We start from the raw sequence: 22767 nt of genomic DNA, 5'->3' as shown, positions 1-22767 counted from the left end.
ATCTCGGCATTGGACCGCGAGTCGCCCGCGTAATTGATCTGATCGGTGCACTTCACGCCGGGCTTGCCGGGTGTCCGGGCCGCCGCGCCGCCGGCGGAGCCCCGGCCCGCCTCGGCCGTGGCGGAGCCGGCGCCGTCCGCGGGGGCTTCGGCGGACGACGAGGACGAGGACGACGAGGTGGACGAGGTGCCGGTGCCGCCGTCCTGGCAGGCGGTGAGCCCGAATGCGGCGATGGTGATCACCATGGCGGCGGCGGCCTTGCGAGCGTAGCGGCGGGTGGGGTGCGACACGTTCGTCCCGATCTCTCCGAGGGGTTTCCTGCTTCCGACGACAAGAGTGCCGAGCGCCACTGATGTCTCGCCGACGTACGGGTAACGCGTCACTGACGTCCGGCTGGAGGCGGCGTGGGAGCGGGGCGGGGCGGGGCGTGTGTCGCGGGAGCCGGCCCGGTGGCGGGGCCCGTACGGATGATCCCGTAAGGGCTCGCCCCCTGTTCCTCTCTCTACTCCTCCGGTGGGAAGACCGCTTCGCCGCTCCCCGCCAGGGCGAGGGTGATCGCCTCCACCGGGCAGCCCTCGGCTGCCGCCAGGACGGGCTCCGTCGCGTCCGTCTCCGGTGTCGACGGGTGGGACTGCCGGGCGGTGTCGAGACGGAAGTGGCCGGGGGCGGTGGCGGCGCACATGCCGGAGCCGATGCAGACGCCGCGGTCCACGCGCACCTGCCAGCGGTCGCCCATCACGCACCTGCCGGGAGGTGGATCATCTTGTGCTCCAGGTATTCGCCGAAGCCCTCGGGGCCGAATTCGCGGCCGATGCCGGAGTTCTTGTAGCCGCCGAACGGGCCGAGCATGTCGATGCTGAAGGTGTTCACGGAGTAGGTGCCGGTGCGGACGCGGCGGGCGAGGTCGATGCCGCGGCCGGTGTCGGCGGTCCACACGGAGCCGGACAGGCCGTACTCCGAGTCGTTGGCGATACGGACCGCCTCCGCCTCGTCCTCGTACGGGAGCAGGCAGATCACCGGGCCGAAGATTTCCTCGCGGGCGATGCGCATGGCGGGGGTGACGTCGCCGAAGAGGGTGGGTTCGACGTACCAGCCGGTGGGTCGGTCGGCCGGGACGGAGCCGCCGGCGAGGAGCTTGGCGCCCTCCTGCCGGCCGAGAGCGATGTAGTCGAGGGAGCGTTGCTGCTGGCGGCGGGTGACGAGGGGGCCGAGTTCGGTGGCGGGGTCGAGGGGGTCGCCGACGGTGAGGGCGTCCGCGGCGGCGGCGAACCGGTCGGCGATCTCGTCGTAGTGGGAGCGCGGGGCGAGGATGCGGGTCTGGGCGACGCACGCCTGGCCGTTGATCATCCAGGCGAACGGGGTGATGCCGGCGACCGCCGCGTCGAGGTCGGCGTCGGGCAGGATCACCGCGGCGGATTTGCCGCCCAGCTCCAGGGTGACGCGGCTGAGGTTGCGGGCGGCGACCTCCATGACGCGTTTGCCGGCGGCGACGGAGCCGGTGAACGACACCTTGTCGACGCCGGGGTGAGCGACGAGGTATTCGCTGACCTCGCGGTCGGCGGGGAGGATCGACAGAACGCCCGGCGGCAGGCCCGCCTCCGTCGCGATGTCGGCGAGGAGATACGCGTCGAGCGGGGTCTCCGGCGAGACCTTGAGGACGACGGAGCAGCCGGCGAGGAGCGCCGGGGCGAGTTTGGCGGCGGCGGTGAACTGCGGGACGTTCCAGGGGACGACCGCGGCGACGACTCCGGCGGGTTCGCGGCGGATGAGCAGCGGGCCGAGGATGCCGGCGCGGCGTTCCTCGAACGGGAAGTCGCGGGCGACGGTCAGCGCGGCGTCCCAGACCAGCATCGCGGCGAGCGCCTGGACCATCACGCCGGAGGTGTAGGGGGTGCCGTTCTCGGCGCTGATGACCTTGGCGATCTCCTCGCTGCGGACGGCGAAGGCGTCCTTGATGCGGGTGATCACCGCGATCCGTTCGTCGAGCGGGGCATCGGCCCAGACGCCGGAGTCGAAGGAGGTGCGGGCGGCGGTGACGGCGCGGTCGACGTCGGTGCGGGTGGCGTGCGGGACGCGGCCGATGAGCTGTTCGGTGTGCGGGGAGATCACGTCGAGGGTGTCGGGTCCGGCGGGGTCGACGAGTGCACCGCCTATGTAGAGCTTGCCGTGTTCGACGAGGTCGCTCATGGCTGCCGCCTCCCGCGGTCGGCCGCCCCGTCCGGTGTCCGGGAGCGGGGCGGTAGCTTCCGTCAACTGCCTGCGCGTCATGCGTGTCCGGCGCCGTCGCGGGCCGCCCGCCGGGTCGGGCGGGGCGGCACCCAGCGGTTCTGACGGCGCGTCAGTTATGGGTCGTTGAACTGATACCACCTGCCGGAGCAGGAGTCCACAGGGCTCCGGGAACCGGCGGCGGGGCCCGTGCCGATGTCACCACCGCGGCCACCGGTACATGAGAACGCGTTCTCGTTATAGTGCCGTCGCGCATCGGTTCGCGGCGAGGCCGGTGCGTGCGTGCGGACGTGAACCGACGGGCGGGCACACCGGGAGGGGACCGGGATGACGCAGGTGACCGACCACCGGGGCGGGGTGTGGAGCATCTCCGTGCCGCTGCCCGGCAATCCGCTCGGCCACACCCTCGTCCACCTCCTGGAGACCGACCGCGGGCCGGTGCTCATCGACACCGGCTGGGACGACCCCGCCTCCTGGTCCGCGCTGACCGCCGGGATCACCGCCTGCGGCTTCGCCGTCGCCGACATCCACGGGGTGCTGCTCACCCACCACCACCCCGACCACCACGGGTTGTCCGGCGCGGTGCGGGAGGCGTCCGGTGCCTGGATCGCGATGCACGAGGCGGACGCCGACATCGTCCGGCGCACCCGGGAGGCGCGGCCCGCCGCCTGGCGGGCGCAGCTGCTGGCGAAGCTGGCCGCCGCCGGGGCGCCGGAGGAGCACCTCGCGCCGTTGCGGTCGGCACGCGGCGGGGAGTTGCCCGGCCGGCGGGCGGCGGTGCCGGACCGGCACCTCGCCCCGGGGGAGCTGCTGGAGCTGCCCGGCCGCCGGTTGCGTGCCGTCTGGACGCCGGGGCACACGCCCGGGCATGTCTGCCTGCATCTGGAGGAGGCGCATCCGGGGCGGGCTCCGGGGGCGCGCGGGGACGGTCCGGGCGCCGGGTTCGGGCGGCTGTTCTCCGGTGATCATCTGCTGCCGGGGATCAGCCCGCACATCGGGGTGTACGAGAGTCCGGGCGAGGCGCCGACCGATCCGCTGGGCGACTACCTCGCGTCGCTGGAGCGGGTGGCGCGGCTCGCCCCGGCGGAGGTGCTGCCCGCGCATCAGCATCCGTTCACCGATGCGGCGGGGCGGGCCCGGGCGCTGCTGGCGCACCACGAGGCGCGGCTCGGCGGGCTGGTGCGGCTGCTGGCGGAGCCGTTGACGCTGTGGCAGCTGACGGTGGCGATGGAGTGGAACCGGCCGTGGGAGCGGATCCCGTACGCCTCGCGGAACATCGCGGTGGCGGAGGCCGAGGCGCATCTGCGGCGGCTGACGGTGCTGGGCCGGGCGGCGGCGGTGCCCGGGTCGGATCCGGTGACGTACCGGGCGGTGTGAGGCGTACGACACGGCGGGGCGTCCGACGGGGGCCGGGCCCGCCGGCGTGCCCCGGTGGCGGCGTGCCCGGGACGGCCGTCTCGCCGTGTGGCGCCGGGCCCGCGCGGCCGCCCCACGACGGTGCCCGCCGCACCCCGCGGCCCCTCGTGAGGCCGTGGCCGGCACCCCCGTCCCCGGTGGGTCCGGTCGGGTGACCGCTAAAATGTGCGGACAACTCCATGCGTGCCTGATCGGGGGAAGCCGGTGAAAATCCGGCGCTGACCCGCAACCGTCAGGGCGGACGTGCGCCGTGCGCGCGCCCCGTCCGAGCCGGAACACCCGAGGGGGCGCGACAGGCTCCCGCCACCGGCGGGCCGCGTGCGGCGGCCCGCCGGTGGCGGCACCGTCGAGGTATACGGAGCTGAGCCCGGTGCCCTCGTGTACGGCCCCGGCCGTCGCGAGGTGGACGGCCGAGCGTGGCCACCCACCCCGCGACGCCCCGAGCGAACCGACTGAGAGGCACCGACGATGGCCCCCCTGGCCCCTTCCCGCGCCGCGCTGCTGCGCCGCGCCGCCGTGGTGTGCGCCGCGGCGCTCGTACCCGTCGCGGCGACCGCGCCCACCGCGTTCGCCGCTCCGACGCCCTCCCCCAAGTTGCCCGCGGGCCTGTACGGCTCCGGCGATCCGCAGTACGACGGCGTGTGGCGGCAGTCGCTGGCGCTGCTCGCCCAGCACACCGTGCGGGTCGAGCCCGCCGCGGCGGCCGTGGACTGGCTGACCGGCCAGCAGTGCGCCGACGGCGCGTTCACCGCGTACCGCGCCGACACCGCGAAGGCGTGCGGCGCCTCGACGATGCGGGACACCAACCAGACGGGTGCGGCGGTCCAGGCGCTGGCGGCGCTCGGCGGGCACGGCGCGACCGTGGAGAAGGCGGTGCACTGGCTGAAGTCGGTGCAGAACGACGACGGCGGCTGGCCGTCGCTGCCCGGGTCGGCGAGCGACGCCAACTCCACCGCGGTGGTCATCGGCGCGCTCACCGCGGCGGGCCAGGACCCGGCGAAGGTGACGTCGCCGAAGGGGCACACGCCGTACGAGGGGCTGCTGACGTTCCGGCTCGGGTGCGCGGTGAAGCCCGCCGAGCGGGGTGCGTTCACCTTCCAGCTCAAGGGCGCGGCGGCCAACGCGGACGCCTCGGCCGCCGCGGCGACCGGTGCGCTCGGCAAGGGCTTCGTCGTCCCGGCGGCGGGCAAGGACGCGGACACCCCGGTGGCCGCGCCGGAGTGCGGCGACGGGAAGAAGGAGCCGTCCGGGGCGGACCCTGCCGCGCTGCGGTCCGCCGCGTCCGGGGCGAGCGCGTACCTGGTGAGGGAGATGGACGCCCACGGGCAGCACCTGATGTCGGCGATGCCGGGCGCGAAGCCGCAGCCGGACGTCGGGAACACCGCGGACGCGGTGGTGGCGCTGGCCGCCGGCGGGCACGGCGCGGCGGCGCGGAAGCCGCTGGCGTGGCTGGAGAAGAACGGCCCGGCGTGGGCGAAGCCGGCCGGTCCGGCGGCGTATGCGCAGCTGGTCCTCGCCGCGCACGCCACGGGCACCGACCCGCGGGACTTCGGCGGTACGGACCTGGTGGCGGCGTTGAACGCGACCGGCCCGAAGCCGTCGCAGGCCGGCGAGAAGGCGGTGCCGAAGGAGAAGGGCACCGGGTCGATCAGCGCATGGTGGCTGGTGCCGGTGGGGCTCGCCGCGGGTGCGGGCATCGGGTTCCTCATGAGCGGCCGCCGGAAGCGCGGGCAGTGATGCGGCGTGCGCGGTGGGCCGGTGTGCTGGCGCTGGCGCTGGCCGGAGCCATATCGGCGCTGGGCGCGGGCCCGGCGCAGGCCCAGGGGCAGGCGTACCGGTACTGGTCGTTCTGGGACGGCGCGGACGGCACCTGGGCGTACGCGACGCAGGGTCCGGCGACGCTGCGGCCCGCGGACGGCGCGGTGGCCGGTTTCCGGTTCACGGTCAGCGCGGAGTCGTCCGCGGTGGCCCGGCCGCGGGCCGCGGCCGATTTCGGGAAGCTGTGTTCCGGGACGCCGCGGCACTCCGGGACGAAGCGGGTCGGTGTCGTCGTCGACTTCGGGTCGGCGGCGGACGCGCCGGAGGGTGAGCGGCCGCCGAAGGAGCGGACCGCGTGTGCGCGGGTGCCCGAGGACGCGTCGGCCGGTGAGGCGCTGGCCGCGGTGGCGAAGCCGCTGCGGTACGACGCGCAGGGGCTGCTGTGCGGCGTCGCCGGGTATCCGAAGGCGGGGTGCGCGGAGCAGGTGAGCGGTGGGGGGAAGTCCGCGCCGGAGGCGTCGGGTGCGCCGGCGGCCGGGGCGGACGGCGACGGCGGGCCGTCGGCCGGGCTGATCGGTGGCGGCGCGGCGGTCGTGGTGCTGGGTGCGGCGGCGGTGTGGCAGACCCGTCGCCGGCGCGGATGAGGGCGCCGCAGGCCACCCGGAGCACGGCGCTGCACGCGGGCGCCTGGTGGCTGTGGGCGCTGGGGCTGGCCGCGGCGGCGTCGCGGACGACCAATCCGCTGCTGCTGGGGCTGCTGATCGCGGTGGCCGGGTATGTCGTGGCGGCGCGCCGGACGGATGCGCCGTGGGCCCGGTCGTACGGCGCGTTCGTGAAGCTGGGGCTGCTGGTGCTGGGCATCCGGCTGGTCTTCGCGTTCCTGCTGGGGTCGCCGATCCCGGGGACGCACACCCTGGTGACGCTGCCGGAGCTGCCGCTGCCCGACTGGGCACAGGGCGTCCGGGTCGGCGGCCGGGTCACCGCCGAGGGCATGGTCTTCGCCCTCTACGACGGGCTGAAGCTGGCCACCCTGCTGATCTGTGTGGGCGCCGCGAACGCCCTGGCGAGCCCGGCGCGGCTGCTGAAGTCGCTGCCGGGGGCGCTGTACGAGGCGGGCGTGGCGGTGGTGGTGGCGATGACGTTCGCCCCGCATCTGGTCACCGACGTGCGGCGGCTGCGGGCGGCGCGGCGGCTGCGCGGCCGCCCGGACCGCGGGTTCGCCGCGCTGCTCCAGGTGGGGCTGCCGGTGCTGGAGGGCGCGTTGGAGCGTTCGGTGGCGCTGGCCGGGGCGATGGACGCGCGGGGGTACGGCCGCCGGGCCGAGGTGCCGCACGCGGTGCGGCGGATCACGGCGGCGCTGACGCTCGGCGGGCTGCTGGGCGTGTGCGCCGGGACGTACGGCCTGCTGGCGCAGGCGGGTGCGGGCCTGGGGCTGCCGCTGCTGATCGCCGGGCTGGTGGCGGCGCTGGCGGGGCTGTGGCTGGGCGGCCGCCGCTCGGTGCGGACCCGCTACCGGCCCGAGCGGTGGGGCGTGCGGGCCTGGCTGGTGGCGGGTTCGGGCGTGGCGGTGGCGGCGCTGCTGATCGCGGCGGGCGGCTACGCGCCCGAGGCGCTGCACCCGTCGGCGGTGCCGCTGACCGCGCCGCGGCTGCCGCTGTGGCCGGCGCTCTCCGTCCTCGTCGGGCTGCTGCCCGCGTGGGTGGCGCCGCGTCCGGCGGACGTGACCGGACGGGAGGCGGACGGCGGTCCCGGGGCGGGGCCGGACGGCGGGGGCCGGGACCGGGCCGCCGGGCGGGCACGGACCGCCGGCGGGGAAGGGCCCGCCGGGGAGCGGCCCGCCGGCCAGGAGTCTCCCGGGCGGGCCTCCGGTACGGGGCCGGGCACCGGCCGGGAGCGGCTCGTCGGCCGGGCGCCCGCCCGCCGGGAGCGGCCCGCCCACACGCCCTGTCCCCTCTCCTCCAACCGCCCCACGAAGGAGCACGCCCAGTGATCCGGTTCGAGCAGGTCTCGGTCACCTACCGCGAGGCGTCCGCGCCCGCCGTGCAGGGGGTCGACCTGACCGTCGCCGAAGGGGAGCTGTGTCTCCTCGTCGGCCCCTCCGGCGTCGGTAAGTCGACACTGCTGAACGCGGTGTGCGGGCTGGTGCCGCACTTCACCGGCGGCACGCTCCGCGGCCGCGTCACCGTCGCCGGGCGGGACACCCGTACCCACGCCCCGCGCGAACTGGCCGACGTCGTCGGCACGGTCGGGCAGGACCCGCTGGACCGGTTCGTCACCGACACCGTCGAGGACGAGCTGGCGTACGGCATGGAGTCGCTGGGGCTCGCGCCGGACGTGATGCGGCGCCGGGTCGAGGAGACGCTGGACCTGCTGGGGCTGGCCGGGCTGCGGGACCGCGCGCTGACCACGCTCTCCGGCGGGCAGCAGCAGCGGGTGGCCATCGGGTCGGTGCTGACCGCCCACCCCAAGGTGCTGGTCCTCGACGAGCCGACGTCCGCGCTGGACCCGGCCGCCGCCGAGGAGGTCCTCGCCGTGCTCCAGCGCCTCGTCCACGACCTGGGGACGACGGTGCTGCTGGCCGAACACCGTCTGGAGCGGGTGGTGCAGTACGCGGACCAGGTCATCCTGATGCCGGGGCCGGGCGCCGCGCCGCGGCAGGGCCCGCCCGCCGCGATGATGGCGCACTCCCCGGTCCGGCCGCCGGTCGTCGAGCTCGGGGCGCTGGCCGGCTGGTCCCCGCTGCCGCTGTCGGTACGCGACGCCCGCCGCCGCGCCCCCGGGCTGCGCGCCCGGCTGGCGGGGACCGAGCCGCACCGGCCGGCGGTCCCGGAGCCGCCGGCCGAGGGCGGGGTGCCCGCTCCGCCGGCCCGTACCCGCCGTCCGAAGCGGGCCGGACTGCTGCGGCGGCGTGGCGGCGCCGACCGTGCGCCGGACGGTGCCGCGCCCGGGGCGCCGCTCGCCGAGGTGCGGCGGCTGGCCGTCCGCCGCGGCCGGATCGAGGCGCTGCACGCGGTCGATCTGACCGTCGGCGCCGGGGAGACGGTGGCGCTGATGGGCCGTAACGGCGCCGGGAAGTCGACGCTGCTGGGCTCCCTGGTCGGGCTGCACGCACCGGCGTCCGGCACGGTCGCCGTCGGCGGCGCCGTGCCGCACCGCACCGCGCCCGGCACGCTGGTCCGGCACGTCGGGCTGGTACCGCAGGAGCCGCAGGACCTGCTGTACGCGGACACCGTCGCCGCCGAGTGCGCCGCCGCCGACCGGGACGCGGACGCCGCGGCGGGCACCTGCCGCACGTTGGTCGCGCGGCTGCTGCCGGGCGTCTCGGACGCGACGCATCCGCGGGATCTGTCCGAGGGCCAGCGGCTGACGCTGGCGCTGGCCGTGGTGCTGACCGCGCGACCGCCGCTGCTGCTGCTCGACGAGCCGACCCGCGGCCTGGACTACGCGGCCAAGGCGCGGCTGATCGAGGTGTTGCGGGAGCTGGCGGCGCGGGGGCACGGCATCGTCCTCGCCACCCACGACGTGGAGCTCGCCGCCGAACTGGCCCGGCGGGTCGTCATCCTGGCCGGCGGGGAGATCGTCGCAGACGGGCCGACCGAGGAGGTCGTGGTGTCCTCGCCCGCGTTCGCCCCGCAGGTCGCGAAGGTCCTCGCGCCGCTGCCGTGGCTGACGGTGCCGCAGGTGGCCCGCGCCCTGGAGGCCACACCGTGACGGCCGTACGGGAGCCCGCCACGGGCACGGGGCGGCAGGCGCGGGCGGTGCGGCTCGGGCCCCGGTCCGTCGTCGCGCTGGCGCTCGTCTCGGCGACGGGCGTGATGGCATTCGGCTGGCCGCTGCTGGCCTCCTCCGCCTCCGGGCTCGCGCACTCCGCGGACGCCCCGTGGCTGTTCGCCGCGCTGTTGCCGATGCTTTTGGCCGTGGTGGTGGCGACGATCGGGGACTCCGGTCTGGACGCCAAGGCCATCGCGATGCTCGGCGTCCTGGCCGCGGCGGGCGCCGCCCTGCGCCCGCTCGGCGCGGGGACCGCGGGCATCGAGCCGATGTTCTTCCTGATGGTGCTGGCGGGGCGGGTGCTGGGTCCCGGTTTCGGGTTCGTCCTCGGGTCGGTGGCGATGTTCGCGTCGGCGCTGCTGACCGGCGGCGTCGGGCCGTGGATGCCGTTCCAGATGCTGTCGATGGGCTGGGTGTCGATGGGCGCCGGGCTGCTGCCCGGCCCCGACCGGCTCCGCGGTCGCCGTGAGCTGGCGCTGCTCGCCGGGTACGGGGCGGTGGCCGCGGTCGGCTACGGCCTGGTGATGAACCTCCAGGGCTGGCCGTACATCGCCGGGCCGGCCTCGGGTGTCTCCTTCGTGCCGGGCGACCCGCTCGCCGACAACCTGGCGCGGTATCTGACGTACTGCCTGGCGACCTCTCTCGGCTGGGACCTGCCGCGCGCGGCGGTCACGGTGGTCTTGACCCTGACGGTCGGCGGTCCGCTGCTGAAGGCGCTGCGGCGGGCGACCCGGCGGGCGGCGTTCGACGCCCCGGTGGAGTTCGCGACGGCGCACGAGCCGCCGGTGACGGAGCGGTCGCCGGACGGGGCGGGCTCCCGCGCGGCGCCCGGCGGGGGCGGCACCCGCGGGCCGTGACGGGCGGGGGCCCGGCGCCCGGCCGCGTGGTCCCCGGCGGACGGCCCGGCCCCCGTCAGGACCGTGCCCGCCGCGCGCGGGGCCCCGCGCTCAGCCGCCCCCCTCGGAAGCCGCCTCCCGCAACCCGCGGACGTACCCCGCCGTCACCGCCACACCGGGGTCCGCGTCGCGTGCCAGCTCCGTGAGGGCGTCCGACGCCGTGGCCCCGGGGACCCCGGCCAGTGCCTGGGCGAGCCGCCGCCGGGCGGGCGCGCCCTCGGCGCCCGGGGTGAGGCGGGCGACGAGCCCGGCGGCGATCTCCTCCGCCACCGCCGGGTCGCCCGCCAAGGCGCTCAGCACATCGGCCGCGTCGACGTCGTTGGCGCCCTCCGCGACCATGCCGACGAGGGTGGGGACCGCCTCGGTCAGTCCCCGGGCGCCGAGCGCCAGAGCCGCACCGCGGCGGACCGCGGTGTCCGGGTGGGTGAGGGCGGTGCGCAGCGGGGTGGTCGCCGCGTCGCCCGGGAGTGCGGCGAGGGCCTGCACTGCGCGGTGCCGGGTCGTGGCCGCGGGGGCGTCGAGGGCCTGGGCCAGCAGCTGCGGGGCGCCGTCCCCGGAGCGGGCCAGGGCCCATTTCAGGGCCCCGGCGACGTTCGGCTCCGGCTCGTTCAACACCGCCTCGACCAGCGCTTCCACCGGTGCCGGGCGGTCCGCCGCCGCGGTCAGGGCGGCGCGCTGGCGGCGTCCGGCGCTCGGCGATCCCAGCTCCTGGAGGAGGGCGACGGTCTGGAGGACGTCCGCCCATTCGGCGGGCTCCGCGGCGCCGATCCGGCGGAGCCGGGTGAGCAGCGCCGTCTCCGCTGCGATGCGTTCCCGGGTCTGCCGGATGAGGTCGTCGACGAGTTCCCCGGGCGCGAAGCCGGGGCCGTCCAGGGCCCGCCCGACCTCCCGCAGCGACAGCCCCAGCGACCGCAGGCTCTCGACGTGGAAGAGGCGCCGCAGATCGTCGCCGGAGTACTCCCGGTACCCGGACCCGCTACGGTCCGTCGGCCGTACCAGGCCGAGCGTGTCGTAATGCCGGAGCATCCGGGCGCTGACCCCGGAGCGCCGCGCCACCTCGCCGATCAGCACCGTCGCTCACCCCTCCCGGCCGTCCGTGCCGAGAGCCACGATGCGCTTCGCCTCCTCGATCGCGAAATCGAACCCGGCGTCCGGGTCCCGCCGCAGTTGCTCCGTGGCGAGCGCATGCCGCCGTACCAGGGGGTCGCGGTCGGCCGTCGCCGTGTGGAGGGCCGGTGTGCTCGCCCCGCCGAGCGCGATCAGTGCCCGGCTGAGGCTCAGCTGTGTCTCCCGCCCGCCGCGGCCGAGCTGCGTCGCCACCACCGCGGCCAGCTCCTCTTCCTCTCCTTCCGGGACGAGGGCGACCGCCGTGCGCCAGGCGCTCCGGGCCACCTCGTCGTCGGGGTCGGTGAGCAGGGAGCGGGTGAGCGCCGGCCACGCCCGCCGGTCCCCGATCTTGGACAGGGTGTGCAGTGCCTGGCTGCGGGCCTGGGGGCGTGCCGAGCGGAGTTCACCGAGGAGTCCGGGGAGCGTCGCGTCCGACGGGTGCCGGGTGAGCGCCCACGTCAGCATCTCCCGTACGGAGAACTCCGGCTCGACCGCGCACCGTTCGATGAGCGGTGCCACGCACGGCGCCCCCGGCTGCGTGCCGACCGCGAGCGCGGCCCGCAGCCGTACCGACGCGTCGCCGTGGGCCAGCGCCCGGAGCGCGCGCGTGGTGGGTGTGTCCTTCTCCGACAGGGTCATCGCGACCACCTCCGAGACCCCAGACAAGACCTTCGCACGGTGTGAAGGTCAAGCCGGTTTCCTCAGAGCCGCTGGATGATCGTCCCCGTCGCCAGCGCCCCGCCCGCGCACATCGTGATGAGCGCGAACTCCTTGTCCTGGCGTTCCAGTTCGTGCAGGGCGGTGGTGATCAGGCGGGCGCCGGTGGCGCCCACGGGGTGGCCGAGTGCGATGGCGCCGCCGTTGACGTTGACCTTCTCCAGGTCCTGGTCGAAGACCTGCGTCCAGGACAGGACGACGGAGGCGAACGCCTCGTTGATCTCGACGAGGTCGATGTCCTTGAGGGTCATCCCGGCCTTGCCGAGGACGGCGCGGGTCGCGTCGATGGGCCCGTCGAGGTGGAAGTGCGGATCGGCGCCGACCAGCGCCTGCGCCACGATGCGGGCGCGCGGCTTGAGTTTGAGGGCGCGGGCCATGCGCTTGGAGGCCCAGAGCACCGCGGCGGCGCCGTCGGAGATCTGCGAGGAGTTCCCGGCGGTGTGGACGGCCTGCGGCATGACGGGCTTGAGGCCGCCGAGCGCCGCCATGGTGGTGTCGCGCAGCCCCTCGTCCCGGTCGACCAGCCGCCACATGCCCTGGCCGGCGGCCTGTTCCTCCTCGGTGGTGGGGACCTGGACGGCGAAGGTCTCCCGCTTGAAGCGCTCCTCCGCCCAGGCGGCCTGGGCGCGCTGCTGGGAGAGGAGGCCGAGCGCGTCGACGCGTTCGCGGGTCAGGCCGCGGCGGCGGGCGATGCGTTCGGCGGCCTCGAACTGGTTGGGCAGGTCGACGTGCCACTCGTCGGGCCAGGGCTTGCCGGGTCCGTGCTTGGAGCCGCTGCCGAGCGGCACCCGGGACATCGCCTCGACGCCGCAGCCGATGCCGATGTCGATGACGCCGGACGCGATCATGTTGGCGACCATGTGGTTGGCCTGCTGCGAGGAGCCGCACTGGCAGTCGACGGTGGTGGCGGCGGTCTCGTACGGCAGCCCCATGGTGAGCCAGGCGTTGCGGGCCGGGTTCATCGACTGCTCACCGGCGTGGGTGACGGTGCCCCCGACGATCTGCTCGACGCAGTCGGGCTGGAGGCCCGTACGGGCGAGGAGTTCGCGGTACGTCTCGCCCAGGAGGTAGGCGGGGTGGAGGTTGGCGAGCGCGCCCTGGCGCTTGCCGATGGGGGTGCGTACGGCTTCGACGATGACGGGTTCCGCGGCCATGACTGACTCGTCCTCTCCTCGCGTCCGCGGGTATCCCGGCACCCACGGCAGAAGAACTAGTACGCGTTCTAGTTCTGCGGTCAGTCTCATGAGCCGTACCCCGGGGGCGCAAGGGGCATGCAGCCGCGGTATCGGCGTCGCGCGCGCCGGAGTTGGCCGCCGGCGCCCCCTTGCCGAGGGGTGAATGACGCCGTGACCCTTGCCACTTGTAGAACTCGTTACTACCTTCGCCGCGACATCTGATGACTCGTCAGAACCAGTGGTGGCGCCGGCGCCACCCGGCCCGTGGCGGCCGGCCGCCGGGCCGCGCCGGACCGGATCAGGAGCCGCCGATGCCATGCCCCGCGCTGCCCGAGGGTTTCGACTTCACCGACCCCGACGTCTACCAGTCCCGCGTCCCGCTCCCCGAATTCGCCCGGCTGCGGCGGACCGCACCGGTGTGGTGGTGCGCCCAGCCGCACAACATCGCCGGTTTCGGCGACGACGGCTACTGGGTGGTGACCCGCCACGAGGACGTCAAGGAGGTGTCCACCAAACCGGACATCTTCTCCGCCCACCGCAACACATCGATCATCCGCTTCAACGACTCCATGACCCGCGACCAGATCGACGTCCAGAAGCTGATCATGCTGAACATGGACCCGCCCGAGCACACCCGGGTCCGGCAGATCGTGCAGCGCGGGTTCACGCCGCGCGCGGTGCGGGCACTGGAGGAGGCGCTGCGCGAGCGCGCCGCGGCGATCGTCGAGGGCGCGCGCCGCTCCGGCACCGGCGACTTCGTCACCGACATCGCCTGCGAACTGCCGCTCCAGGCCATCGCGGAGCTGATCGGCATCCCCCAGGCGGACCGGGCCCGCATCTTCGACTGGTCGAACAAGATGATCGCCTACGACGACCCGGAACTCGCCATCACCGAAGAGGTCGGCACCACCGCCGCGATGGAACTGATCTCGTACGCGATGAACCTCGCCGCCGACCGCAAGGCGTGCCCGGCGAAGGACATCGTCAGCAGACTGGTCGCCGCGGAGGACGACGGCAACCTCGGCTCCGACGAGTTCGGTTTCTTCGTCCTGCTGCTGGCGGTGGCCGGCAACGAGACGACCCGCAACGCCATCACCCACGGCATGCACGCCTTCCTCACCCACCCCGAGCAGTGGGACCTCTACAAACGGGAGCGGCCCGCCACCGCCGCCGAGGAGATCGTCCGCTGGGCGACACCGGTGGTCTCCTTCCAGCGGACCGCCGCCCAGGACACCACCCTGGGCGGCGCGCACATCCGCGAGGGCCAGCGGGTCGGCATCTTCTACGCCTCCGCCAACAACGACCCGGACGTCTTCGACCGCCCCGAGGTCTTCGACATCACCCGCGACCCCAATCCGCACCTCGGCTTCGGCGGCGGCGGACCGCACTTCTGCCTCGGCAAGTCCCTCGCCGTCCTGGAGATCAACCTGATCTTCCAGGCCATCGCCGACACCCTGCCGGACATCACCCTCACCGACGCGCCCCGCCGGCTGCGCTCGTCATGGCTCAACGGCGTGAAGGAGATGCGGGTGCGGTACGTGTAGCGGACGCGCGCGGCCGACGCGTCGCCGTACGGGAGCGGCCCGTCGCCTTGGGGCGGCGGGCTTTCGCGCGCCCCGGGGCAGTGGACCTTCGCGTGTGTCCGGGCGCGCGCCACCGGGCCGCGCAGTCGGCCGAAAACCGTCGCACGCGTGTCCTTGTCAGCGGACAGCGCCGGAATTACATTCCACTCGCCGGTAACACCCGTGGTAACACCGGTAGTTCAGCGCCATCGGCAGCGCGCCGTCCGCAGGGCCTGCCGTCCCGCTCCCGTACCGCCGCACGGCCACCGTGCCCGCCCGCGCCCCACGCCGCCCGACGGCCGCGACGCCGGGACCGTACGCCGCGCACCCGCACCTGGCACGCCCCCCACACGTTCGACAGCGCGATCCACCGCACTCTTCGAAGGGGACACGTCGTGAAGGACGCACACGGCAGACACGTCACGGGACGCATCAGCTGGCGGCGGTTCGCCGTGCTGACCGTCCCGGCCGTCGCCGGCACCGCCGCCCTGGGCATCGCCCTCGCCAACGGGGCGCTCGCGGCCTCGTTCGCCGTCTCGGGGCAGCAGTTCAAGGTGTCGGCCGACCGCCTCACCGGCGACGGATTCGCCCAGTACGGCAGCGTGGACACCAACGCCCGGGGCGATCTGCTGCCGGTCGCCGTCACCGCCATCAAGACCGCCGAGCTGCACCATCTGTGCCAGTCCGTCGTCACCCACCTGCCGGTCCTCGGTGACATCTCGCTCAACCTGACGGCCGGCGCCGGCAAGCCCGTCCAGGCGACCAACCTGTTCGTCGACGCCACCCAGCTCTCCGGCGACGCGTCCTTCCACGGCATCGAGATCGGCCGGGACGCCTCGACGCTCAGCAAGGGCCCGGCCGACGCCAAGGGCCTCCAGGACCTCTTCGCGCAGCAGGCCGACGACGTCGCCATCAACCATCTGCGGCAGACCGCCTGGTCCACCAACGCCGGGACGTTCCGGCTCTCCGGGCTCAGCATGAAGGTGTCCAAGGGCACGAAGGAATGCTTCTGAGATGGGCGCCGCCGGAGCGCCGAACCGCTGGCGGCGCTGGCGCCGGAGCCGTCCCTTCTGGGGCGGGCTGGCGGCGGTGCTGGCCGGGGCGGAGATCTGCGCCCTGCCGCTGGCCCCGCTGAAGGTCATGCTCCAGCAGGGCATCGCCGGGGTCCCGTCGGTGCTGATGGGCCTGGTGATGATCCTGATGGGCCTGTCGGCGTGGTTCACCCCCCAGCACCGGACCCTCGCCGGCGTCCTCACCGTCCTCGGCGCGATGGCCGCGCTCGTCATGTCCAACCTCGGCGGCTTCCTGATCGGCACCCTCCTCGGCATCCTCGGCGGCGCGATGATCTTCGCCTGGCGGCCGGTGACGAGGGAGGTGCCACCGGAGGCGGACGGGACCCGGGCCGAGGCGTCCGGCGTGGCCGAGGTGGCCGAGGTATCAGACGCGTCCGGTGCGTCCGGCCCTCCCGGCGCCCCGGGTGCGGCCGCGGCGAGCCGCCTTCCGTGACGCGGTAGCCCCGCCCCCGGTTCGCCCCCTTCCGTACGGCACCCCCCGGCCGACCGGCCCCGTACGGCTGCCCCACCCCGCGCGCGGCTCCGCCGTGCGCGCCCACCACGCCGCGCGGCCGCGCGTCCGTGCGCCGCCGCGTGCGCCCGCACCACCGCACTCCCCCTCACGGCCCGGAACCCCGGGCGCCCTCCCGTACGAAGGAGTTCAGCGATGACCCAGCACCTCACCCGCACCGTGCTCACCGCGTCGGCCGGTGTCGTGGCGGCCCTCGGGCTGACGCTGGCGGTGACCGGACCGGCGACCGCCCAGCCCGCGCCCACGGCCGGGACCGCCGCCGCGTCCACCACCGTCACGCCCGCCGGGCACGCCTTCGGCGCGAAACTCTCCGGCTCCGCGACGTTCTCCGCCGGTTCGGTGACGGTGACCTGCACCGCCTCCGGGGCCACCGGTTCGGTCCCCGCCGCGCCCGGCAACACCAACGCCTCCGGGCCGGTGACCAACGCCGTCTCCGCCCCCACCTACAGCTCCTGCACCACGAGCATGCCGGGCGTCAGCGCCACCGTCACCACGACCGGCGACTGGACCGTGGGCCTCCAGAACGGCTCCCCGGCGACCGCCGGACTCACCATGCCGTCCGGCGGATTCGTCCTGAAGACCAGCGGACTGGCCAGCTGTACGGTGACCGCCGCGCCGACCGCGGCGGCCACCGTCAACGGCACCTGGACCAACGGCGCACCGTCCACCCTGAAGTTCACCGACGCGGCGGTCCCGGTGAAGGTCGAGGGCGGCTTCGGCTGCCCGACGACCGCGACCAGCTCGAACTTCAACGCCACCTACACCGTCAGCGACACCACCGACCCCGCGTCCCAGATCACCGTCGGCAGCTGACCGCCGCACCGCCCGCACCTCGGTCGGCCCACGCACCGCACCGGTCCCGCCGCCGGTGGCCGCTCCCCCACGGCCACCGGCGGCACCACCGGGCGGTGCCTCATCTGCCGTACAGGGCGAAGCCCGCCACCGCCGCCACCGCGACCGTGCCCGCCGCGTACCCGGTCAGCAGCCGTCGCCGCAGCGTCCGGTGGACGCCCTCGTACTCGGCGCGCAGGGCGGTGGCGCGGGCGGCGATCCGCTCCAGGACCTCGCGGGACAGCTCCGCCTGGTCGCGGCAGTAGTGGCGGGCGACCTCCGCGCGCCGGGTCCCGGTGAGCCAGGGCAGTCCGGCGCAGAACGCCTCGGCCCGGCTCCGCGCCCGGCGCTTCTCCGCCTCCCACAGCAGAAAGCCCTCGATCTCGTTGATCGCCTCGTCGGTGCGCATGCCGCCGGTCGTCTCGCTCATGCCCGTCCGCTCCGCTCGGGCACCGGCACCGCCCGCTCCCCGCTCCGCAGCGCATCGTCCCGGGCGGCGACCTCCGGGTGGTGCAGGTCGAACGCCGGGGATTCGGAGCGGATGCGCGGCAGGGTGAGGAAGTTGTGACGCGGCGGCGGGCAGGAGGTCGCCCACTCCAGGGAACGGCCGTAGCCCCAGGGGTCGTCCGTCTCCACCTTCTCGCCGTATTTGGCGGTCTTCCAGACGTTGTGGAAGAACGGCAGGACCGACAGTCCCAGCAGGAACGAGAAAATCGTCGAGATGGTGTTCAGCGCGGTGAATCCATCGGCCGCCAGATAGTCCGGGATACGGCGCAGCATGCCTTCCGCGCCCAGCCAGTGCTGGACGAGAAAGGTGCCGTGGAAGCCGACGAAGAGCGTCCAGAAGGTGATTTTTCCGAGGCTTTCGTCCAGCATCTTGCCGGTGAACTTCGGCCACCAGAAGTGGAATCCGGAGAACATCGCGAAGACGACCGTACCGAAGATGACGTAGTGGAAGTGGGCCACCACGAAGTACGAGTCGGTGACGTGGAGGTCGAGGGGTGGTGAGGCGAGGATGACGCCGGTCAGACCGCCGAAGACGAAGGTGATGAGGAAGCCGATCGCCCAGAGCATCGGGGTTTCGAAGGAGAGCGAGCCCTTCCACATGGTGCCGATCCAGTTGAAGAACTTCACACCGGTCGGGACCGCGATGAGGAAGGTCATGAAGGAGAAGAACGGCAGGAGTACGCCGCCGGTGGCGTACATGTGGTGCGCCCAGACCGTCACCGAGAGCCCGGCGATGGAAATCGTCGCGGCGATCAGACCGACGTAACCGAACATCGGCTTCCGGGAGAAGACCGGAATGACCTCGGAAATGATGCCGAAGAACGGCAGCGCGATGATGTACACCTCGGGGTGCCCGAAGAACCAGAAAAGATGCTGCCAGAGCAGCGCCCCGCCGTTCGCCGCGTCGAAGACATGGGCCCCGAACTTCCGGTCCGCCTCCAGCGCGAACAGCGCGGCGGCGAGCACCGGGAAGGCGAGCAGCACGAGGACGCCGGTCAGCAGGACGTTCCAGGTGAAGATCGGCATGCGGAACATCGTCATGCCGGGGGCACGCATGCAGATGATCGTGGTGATGAAGTTGACGGCGCCGAGGATCGTGCCGAACCCGGAGAGCGCCAGCCCCATGATCCACATGTCGCCGCCGATCCCCGGCGACCGGACCGCACCGGACAGCGGGGAGTACGCGAACCAGCCGAAGTCCGCCGCCCCTTGCGGGGTGAGGAAACCGCCGACGGCTATCAGGGACCCGAACAGATAGAGCCAGTACGCCAGCATGTTGAGCCGCGGGAAGGCGACGTCCGGGGCGCCGATCTGCAACGGCATGATCCAGTTGGCGAATCCGGCGAACAGCGGCGTCGCGAACATCAGCAGCATGATCGTGCCGTGCATCGTGAACGCCTGGTTGAACTGCTCGTTCGACAGGATCTGACGGCCGGGCCGGGCCAGCTCCGCGCGCATCAGCAGCGCCATCACCCCGCCGATGCAGAAGAACGCGAACGCGGTGACGAGATAGAGCGTGCCGATCGCCTTGTGGTCCGTGGTCGTCAGCCACTTCACAGGAGTTCTCATGCCCGGTAGGTGTCCGGCACCCCGCCGGGCGTCACCGAGGCGGCCACCGGCAGGCCGTGGGATGGATCACCGCGGCGGGGTGTGACGATCGGGGGCGTGCCGGACACCAACCGATCATGAGCACGGACGATGCCTTCGCCGCTGCCTACCGCGCCCACTACTGGGCGGTCAGCCGTTTCGTGGCACGGCGGCTGGACGGGCGGACGGACGAGGTCGAGGAAATAGTCGCGGAGGTCTTCTCCACCGCCTGGCGCCGCCGCGCGGACCTCCCCGACGCGCCGCTGCCCTGGCTGTACGGGGTGGCCCGCAACTGCCTGGCCAACACGGTGCGCGGCAGGGGCCGTCACCGCCGCCTGCTGCACCGGCTGGGCAACCACGAGATCGCCCACCGCCGGGGGACGGTGGAGAGCCCGGACGCGGAGCGGCCCGGCTCCTGGGTGCACGAGGCGCTCGCCCGGCTCTCCCCCGCCGACCAGGAGGTGCTGCGGCTGACGGCGTGGGAGGAGCTGACCGTCGACGAGCTCGCCGTCACCCTCGGCTGCGGCCGGAGCGCGGCGGCGATGCGGCTCCACCGGGCGCGGGCCCGGCTCCGTACCCAGATCGACCGGATGCGGACGCCGGTGTCCGCGCGAGCAGGAGACGAGTGCGATGGATGACGAACTGGAGCTGCTGCGCACGGCCGATCCCGTGTCGGCGCGCACCGGCCCGTGGCGGGAGCGGCCCCTCGACCACCGGGCCGAGCGGGCGCTGAACCAGCTGCTGTACCGCAACCGCCGCCGGAAGATCGGCCGGCGGCTGGTGCTCCGCGCCGAGGCGGCGGCGCTGGCCCTCTTCGCGGTGCTCGCCTACACCCTCTCCGGGCCCGGCTCCACGCCCGCCGCCGCCGTTCCGGCCGCCCTCCAGGTGCGTGCCGGCGCCCCGGCGGTGCCGCTGGCCGAGCTGGCGCGGCGCGCCGGGGCGCACGCCGCCGCGGCGGGCCCCGGGGCCGGGCCACACCGGGGCAGCCATCTGCAGAGCTGGTACCTGGACCGCCGAACCGGCACCGTGGACGCGCCGCCGGTGACCGTGCCCGAGGAGCGGCTGACCCGGTGGAACGCCGACGGCAGCGGCTCCGAGCTGGTCGTGGCGACCGATCCGCGCCACCCGGGGCGCCCGGTGATCCACACCACCGACGACGGCCGCCGCTCCACCGTCGAGGACGGAAAGGTGCTGCACCGGGTTGCGTACCCGGCGGGCGCCGAGACGCGGCGCGGCGGTCCGGCGTCGCGGACCCCGCCGCCGGCCGACCCGCAGGCGCTGCGGCGGCTGCTGGGCGCGCTCTACGGCGAGGCGGACGGCGGGACGCCGCAGCTGCTGCAGGCGCTGTCCGCGTTCCGTCAGGAGTGGACGCCGGGGCCGCGGGAGAACGCCGCCGTGGTGCGGCTGCTCGCCACCGCCGGGGATCTGCGCCCGGTGGGCCCCGTCACCGACCGGCTGGGCCGCCGCGGTCAGGCGTACGTCTGCACCGGGCGGCCGGGCGCCATGGAGGGCATCCGCCAGATGCTGATCCTCGACCCCGCCGACGGCCGCCTCCTGGGCAGCGAGACCACCACGACGGAGGACATCCCCGGCACCCGGGTCGAGGCCGGCGCGGTCCTCTCGTACGAGGCGTGGATGGAGTGAGCGGCGGCCGCCGGGTGGCGGTCCGGGCGGGGCGGGCGGATCCTTGAGTGACGCGACGATCCCCCGGCGCGGTGGCCCCTGCGGGCTGCCGCGCCGGTCGCGTTCCCGGGCCCGGTACGCGGCGTCCGCACGGGCCGCCGGGGCCGTGCGCGGCGGGCGGGAAGGCGTGCGGGAGGGGCGCGTACGAGGGCGCCGCGCGCGGGGTGTGGGCCGCGTCACCCCGGCGCGCGGTTGCAGGCTCTCACCGCGATATGGCTCACACCACGGCTCCTCGCCGAAGCGCCTGCGAAGCCACGTTTGCCCTGTGTGGAGCGGGTAGGCGAGCAGTTGCGCGGTCACCCGTGCACCGTCCGTGATGACCGGGTCTGCCCCTATGGTCGACTTTCGCCCGTCACCCGTGACGGGACTTTTTCTTGTAGTCGACCCAGAGAGCGCAGGCGAGCGAGCACGTGCCGACGCAGTCCCCCGTCGCACCGGGACCCCGTGACAAGGACGGCAACCAGACAACCGCCGCACCCGACTCGGAACAGCGCACCGGGGGAACGCCCTCCAGAGAATCCGCCGGCGACGTGACGGTCGTCGAACCCGCGATGGTCAAGCGCGCGGTCTCCGCCGCGGCGCTGGGCAACGCGATGGAGTGGTTCGACTTCGGCGTCTACAGCTACATAGCCGTCACCCTCGGCAAGGTCTTCTTCCCGTCCGGGAATCCGACGGCGCAGCTGCTGTCGACGTTCGGCGCGTTCGCCGCGGCGTTCCTGGTCCGGCCGATCGGCGGCATGGTCTTCGGCCCGCTGGGCGACCGCATCGGCCGCCAGAAGGTCCTCGCCCTCACCATGATCATGATGGCGGCGGGCACCTTCTGCATCGGGCTGATCCCGTCGTACGCCTCCATCGGCGTCGGCGCCCCGATCCTGCTGCTCGTCGCCCGCCTGGTGCAGGGCTTCTCGACCGGCGGCGAGTACGGCGGCGCGTCCACCTTCATCGCCGAGTACGCGCCCGACAAGAAGCGCGGCTTCCTCGGCAGCTGGCTGGAGTTCGGCACCCTGGCGGGCTACGTCGGCGGCGCCGGCCTGGTCACCCTGATGACCGCCCTGCTCTCCACCGACGACCTGCTGTCCTGGGGCTGGCGGATCCCGTTCCTGATCGCGGGCCCGATGGGCATCATCGGCCTCTACCTGCGGATGCGGCTGGAGGAGACCCCGGCGTTCGCGCAGCTGGAGAAGGAGGCGCGGGCGAAGGAGAAGGAGCGCCGCGAGGCGGAGAAGCGCGTCGGCGTCCGCGAGATGATCTTCGGCCAGTGGCGCACGATGCTGCTCTGCGTCGGCCTGGTCCTGGTCTTCAACGTCACCGACTACATGCTGCTCTCGTACATGCCGAGCTATCTGACCTCGGAGCTGAAGTACGACGAGACGCACGGGCTGCTGGTCGTCCTCGCGGTCATGGTCGTGATGATGGGCGTCCAGCCCTTCGCGGGTCGGCTCAGCGACCGCTTCGGCCGCCGCCCGGTGATGGCCGCGGGATGCGCGGGGTTCCTGCTCCTCTCGGTGCCCGCGCTGCTGCTGATCCGGCAGGGCTCGCTGCTCGCCATCGCCCTGGGCATGGGCGCGCTGGGCCTGCTGCTGGTCTGCTTCACCTCCACGATGCCGTCGACGCTGCCCGCGCTCTTCCCGACGAAGGTCCGCTACGGCTCGCTGTCCATCGGCTTCAACATCTCCGTGTCGCTGTTCGGCGGCACCACCCCGCTGGTCGTCACGGCGCTCATCGGCGCCACCGGCAACCGCATGATGCCCGCCTACTACATGATGGCCGCGGCCGTCATCGGCGGTATCGCCGTCTGGCTCATGTCGGAGAGCGCCTGCAAGCCGCTGCCCGGCTCGCCGCCCGCGGTGGAGACCGAGGCGGAGGCCCGCGAGGTCGCCCGCACCGTCCGCCGGGAGGCAACCGCGACGGCCTGACCGGCCGACGGTTCCCGAGCGGTACGGAACA

General features: G+C 74.3%; 19 protein-coding genes, 2 pseudogenes and 1 riboswitch. Of the genes and pseudogenes, 13 read left to right on the top strand and 8 right to left on the bottom strand.

Annotated features, from left to right (window positions below; all coding sequences use genetic code 11):
* The 3 genes and pseudogenes from ACF1BH_RS14480 to ACF1BH_RS14470 form a co-directional block, all read right to left on the bottom strand.
* Nucleotides 1–383: pseudogene (locus tag ACF1BH_RS14480) on the bottom strand (hypothetical protein); the annotation flags it as partial.
* Nucleotides 384–502: 119 nt separating this feature from the next.
* Nucleotides 503–736, bottom strand: a complete 234-nt coding sequence (locus ACF1BH_RS14475) for a ferredoxin (RefSeq protein WP_391642793.1) — start codon at nt 734–736, stop codon at nt 503–505.
* Nucleotides 736–2187, bottom strand: a complete 1452-nt coding sequence (locus ACF1BH_RS14470) for an aldehyde dehydrogenase (protein ID WP_391642792.1) — start codon at nt 2185–2187, stop codon at nt 736–738. Before ACF1BH_RS14470 ends, ACF1BH_RS14475 begins: the two co-directional genes overlap by 1 nt.
* A 366-nt stretch (nt 2188–2553) precedes the next feature.
* Here ACF1BH_RS14470 and ACF1BH_RS14465 point away from each other — a divergent pair, with 366 nt between their 5' ends.
* The 6 genes from ACF1BH_RS14465 to ACF1BH_RS14440 all read left to right on the top strand — a co-directional run bounded on the left by ACF1BH_RS14465 (nt 2554) and on the right by ACF1BH_RS14440 (nt 10028).
* Nucleotides 2554–3603: an MBL fold metallo-hydrolase gene (locus tag ACF1BH_RS14465; RefSeq protein WP_391642791.1), complete on the top strand. Its 1050-nt coding sequence runs from the start codon at nt 2554–2556 to the stop codon at nt 3601–3603.
* Between the two features lie 199 nt (nt 3604–3802).
* A riboswitch (cobalamin riboswitch) is annotated at nt 3803–3944 on the top strand.
* Between the two features lie 166 nt (nt 3945–4110).
* Entirely contained in the window at nt 4111–5379 is a 1269-nt protein-coding gene (locus tag ACF1BH_RS14460; RefSeq protein WP_391642790.1) for a prenyltransferase/squalene oxidase repeat-containing protein, read from the top strand.
* Nucleotides 5379–6044 (top strand): SCO2322 family protein, encoded by a 666-nt coding sequence (locus tag ACF1BH_RS14455; protein WP_391642789.1) that lies wholly within the window; start codon nt 5379–5381, stop codon nt 6042–6044. Before ACF1BH_RS14460 ends, ACF1BH_RS14455 begins: the two co-directional genes overlap by 1 nt.
* Nucleotides 6041–7390 carry a CbiQ family ECF transporter T component gene (locus ACF1BH_RS14450; RefSeq protein WP_391643065.1) on the top strand — a complete coding sequence of 450 codons (1350 nt, stop codon included), beginning with the start codon at nt 6041–6043 and terminating at the stop codon, nt 7388–7390. Before ACF1BH_RS14455 ends, ACF1BH_RS14450 begins: the two co-directional genes overlap by 4 nt.
* Complete coding sequence (locus ACF1BH_RS14445; RefSeq protein WP_391642788.1) at nt 7387–9111, top strand: ABC transporter ATP-binding protein; 1725 nt, start codon at nt 7387–7389, stop codon at nt 9109–9111. The genes ACF1BH_RS14450 and ACF1BH_RS14445 overlap by 4 nt, the downstream gene beginning before the upstream one ends.
* Nucleotides 9112–9215: 104 nt before the next feature.
* A complete protein-coding gene (locus ACF1BH_RS14440; RefSeq protein ID WP_391643064.1) occupies nt 9216–10028 on the top strand; it encodes an ECF transporter S component in 813 nt (270 codons plus the stop codon).
* Nucleotides 10029–10118: 90 nt separating this feature from the next.
* Here ACF1BH_RS14440 and ACF1BH_RS14435 read toward each other — a convergent pair whose 3' ends face one another.
* From ACF1BH_RS14435 to ACF1BH_RS14425, 3 genes are all read right to left on the bottom strand, one after another.
* A complete protein-coding gene (locus ACF1BH_RS14435) occupies nt 10119–11138 on the bottom strand; it encodes a HEAT repeat domain-containing protein (protein WP_391642787.1) in 1020 nt (339 codons plus the stop codon).
* Nucleotides 11139–11144: 6 nt separating this feature from the next.
* Nucleotides 11145–11813, bottom strand: a complete 669-nt coding sequence (locus tag ACF1BH_RS14430; RefSeq protein WP_391642786.1) for a HEAT repeat domain-containing protein — start codon at nt 11811–11813, stop codon at nt 11145–11147.
* A gap of 62 nt (nt 11814–11875) precedes the next feature.
* Complete coding sequence (locus ACF1BH_RS14425) at nt 11876–13045, bottom strand: steroid 3-ketoacyl-CoA thiolase (protein WP_391642785.1); 1170 nt, start codon at nt 13043–13045, stop codon at nt 11876–11878.
* Between the two features lie 332 nt (nt 13046–13377).
* Here ACF1BH_RS14425 and ACF1BH_RS14420 point away from each other — a divergent pair, with 332 nt between their 5' ends.
* From ACF1BH_RS14420 to ACF1BH_RS14405, 4 genes are all read left to right on the top strand, one after another.
* Complete coding sequence (locus tag ACF1BH_RS14420) at nt 13378–14610, top strand: cytochrome P450 (RefSeq protein ID WP_391642784.1); 1233 nt, start codon at nt 13378–13380, stop codon at nt 14608–14610.
* A gap of 413 nt (nt 14611–15023) precedes the next feature.
* A complete protein-coding gene (locus ACF1BH_RS14415; RefSeq protein WP_391642783.1) occupies nt 15024–15641 on the top strand; it encodes a DUF6230 family protein in 618 nt (205 codons plus the stop codon).
* Nucleotide 15642: 1 nt separating this feature from the next.
* Nucleotides 15643–16134 (top strand): DUF6114 domain-containing protein, encoded by a 492-nt coding sequence (locus ACF1BH_RS14410; RefSeq protein WP_391642782.1) that lies wholly within the window; start codon nt 15643–15645, stop codon nt 16132–16134.
* Between the two features lie 213 nt (nt 16135–16347).
* Entirely contained in the window at nt 16348–17025 is a 678-nt protein-coding gene (locus ACF1BH_RS14405) for a hypothetical protein (RefSeq protein WP_391642781.1), read from the top strand.
* 100 nt (nt 17026–17125) lie between these two features.
* Here the strand turns inward: ACF1BH_RS14405 and ACF1BH_RS14400 are convergent, their stop codons facing one another.
* Nucleotides 17126–17473 (bottom strand): hypothetical protein, encoded by a 348-nt coding sequence (locus tag ACF1BH_RS14400; RefSeq protein WP_391642780.1) that lies wholly within the window; start codon nt 17471–17473, stop codon nt 17126–17128.
* Nucleotides 17470–19107, bottom strand: a pseudogene (gene ctaD, locus ACF1BH_RS14395) (cytochrome c oxidase subunit I); the annotation flags it as partial. The pseudogene ctaD and the gene ACF1BH_RS14400, both read right to left, overlap by 4 nt.
* A 128-nt stretch (nt 19108–19235) precedes the next feature.
* On the opposite strand from ctaD, the gene ACF1BH_RS14390 reads away from it, so the two are divergent.
* The 3 genes from ACF1BH_RS14390 to proP all read left to right on the top strand — a co-directional run bounded on the left by ACF1BH_RS14390 (nt 19236) and on the right by proP (nt 22736).
* On the top strand, nt 19236–19775 hold the full coding sequence (locus tag ACF1BH_RS14390) for an RNA polymerase sigma factor (RefSeq protein ID WP_391642779.1): 540 nt from the start codon (nt 19236–19238) through the stop codon (nt 19773–19775).
* Nucleotides 19768–20781: a CU044_5270 family protein gene (locus ACF1BH_RS14385; RefSeq protein WP_391642778.1), complete on the top strand. Its 1014-nt coding sequence runs from the start codon at nt 19768–19770 to the stop codon at nt 20779–20781. Before ACF1BH_RS14390 ends, ACF1BH_RS14385 begins: the two co-directional genes overlap by 8 nt.
* 569 nt (nt 20782–21350) lie before the next feature.
* Nucleotides 21351–22736 carry a glycine betaine/L-proline transporter ProP gene (proP, locus tag ACF1BH_RS14380; protein ID WP_391642777.1) on the top strand — a complete coding sequence of 462 codons (1386 nt, stop codon included), beginning with the start codon at nt 21351–21353 and terminating at the stop codon, nt 22734–22736.
* Nucleotides 22737–22767 lie beyond the last annotated feature (31 nt).

It is taken from the genome of Streptomyces sp. NPDC014733 (assembly GCF_043083385.1).
Lineage (GTDB): Bacteria > Actinomycetota > Actinomycetes > Streptomycetales > Streptomycetaceae > Streptomyces.
Note: the sequence above shows the minus strand (reverse complement) of the source record. Positions and strands in the feature narration are given on the sequence as shown.

What these genes read in the sequence shown, in the direction of transcription:
- ACF1BH_RS14405 (WP_391642781.1), top strand. Translation starts at nt 16,348, where the DNA reads ATGACCCAGCACCTCACCCGCACCGTGCTCACCGCGTCGGCCGGTGTC.
- ACF1BH_RS14400 (WP_391642780.1), bottom strand. Translation starts at nt 17,473, where the DNA reads ATGAGCGAGACGACCGGCGGCATGCGCACCGACGAGGCGATCAACGAG.
- ACF1BH_RS14410 (WP_391642782.1), top strand. Translation starts at nt 15,643, where the DNA reads ATGGGCGCCGCCGGAGCGCCGAACCGCTGGCGGCGCTGGCGCCGGAGC.
- ACF1BH_RS14420 (WP_391642784.1), top strand. Translation starts at nt 13,378, where the DNA reads ATGCCATGCCCCGCGCTGCCCGAGGGTTTCGACTTCACCGACCCCGAC.
- ACF1BH_RS14440 (WP_391643064.1), top strand. Translation starts at nt 9,216, where the DNA reads ATGGCATTCGGCTGGCCGCTGCTGGCCTCCTCCGCCTCCGGGCTCGCG.
- ACF1BH_RS14465 (WP_391642791.1), top strand. Translation starts at nt 2,554, where the DNA reads ATGACGCAGGTGACCGACCACCGGGGCGGGGTGTGGAGCATCTCCGTG.
- ACF1BH_RS14430 (WP_391642786.1), bottom strand. Translation starts at nt 11,813, where the DNA reads ATGACCCTGTCGGAGAAGGACACACCCACCACGCGCGCGCTCCGGGCG.
- ACF1BH_RS14455 (WP_391642789.1), top strand. Translation starts at nt 5,379, where the DNA reads ATGCGGCGTGCGCGGTGGGCCGGTGTGCTGGCGCTGGCGCTGGCCGGA.
- ACF1BH_RS14475 (WP_391642793.1), bottom strand. Translation starts at nt 736, where the DNA reads ATGGGCGACCGCTGGCAGGTGCGCGTGGACCGCGGCGTCTGCATCGGC.
- ACF1BH_RS14390 (WP_391642779.1), top strand. Translation starts at nt 19,236, where the DNA reads ATGAGCACGGACGATGCCTTCGCCGCTGCCTACCGCGCCCACTACTGG.
- ACF1BH_RS14425 (WP_391642785.1), bottom strand. Translation starts at nt 13,045, where the DNA reads ATGGCCGCGGAACCCGTCATCGTCGAAGCCGTACGCACCCCCATCGGC.
- ACF1BH_RS14385 (WP_391642778.1), top strand. Translation starts at nt 19,768, where the DNA reads ATGGATGACGAACTGGAGCTGCTGCGCACGGCCGATCCCGTGTCGGCG.
- ACF1BH_RS14450 (WP_391643065.1), top strand. Translation starts at nt 6,041, where the DNA reads ATGAGGGCGCCGCAGGCCACCCGGAGCACGGCGCTGCACGCGGGCGCC.
- ACF1BH_RS14460 (WP_391642790.1), top strand. Translation starts at nt 4,111, where the DNA reads ATGGCCCCCCTGGCCCCTTCCCGCGCCGCGCTGCTGCGCCGCGCCGCC.
- ACF1BH_RS14470 (WP_391642792.1), bottom strand. Translation starts at nt 2,187, where the DNA reads ATGAGCGACCTCGTCGAACACGGCAAGCTCTACATAGGCGGTGCACTC.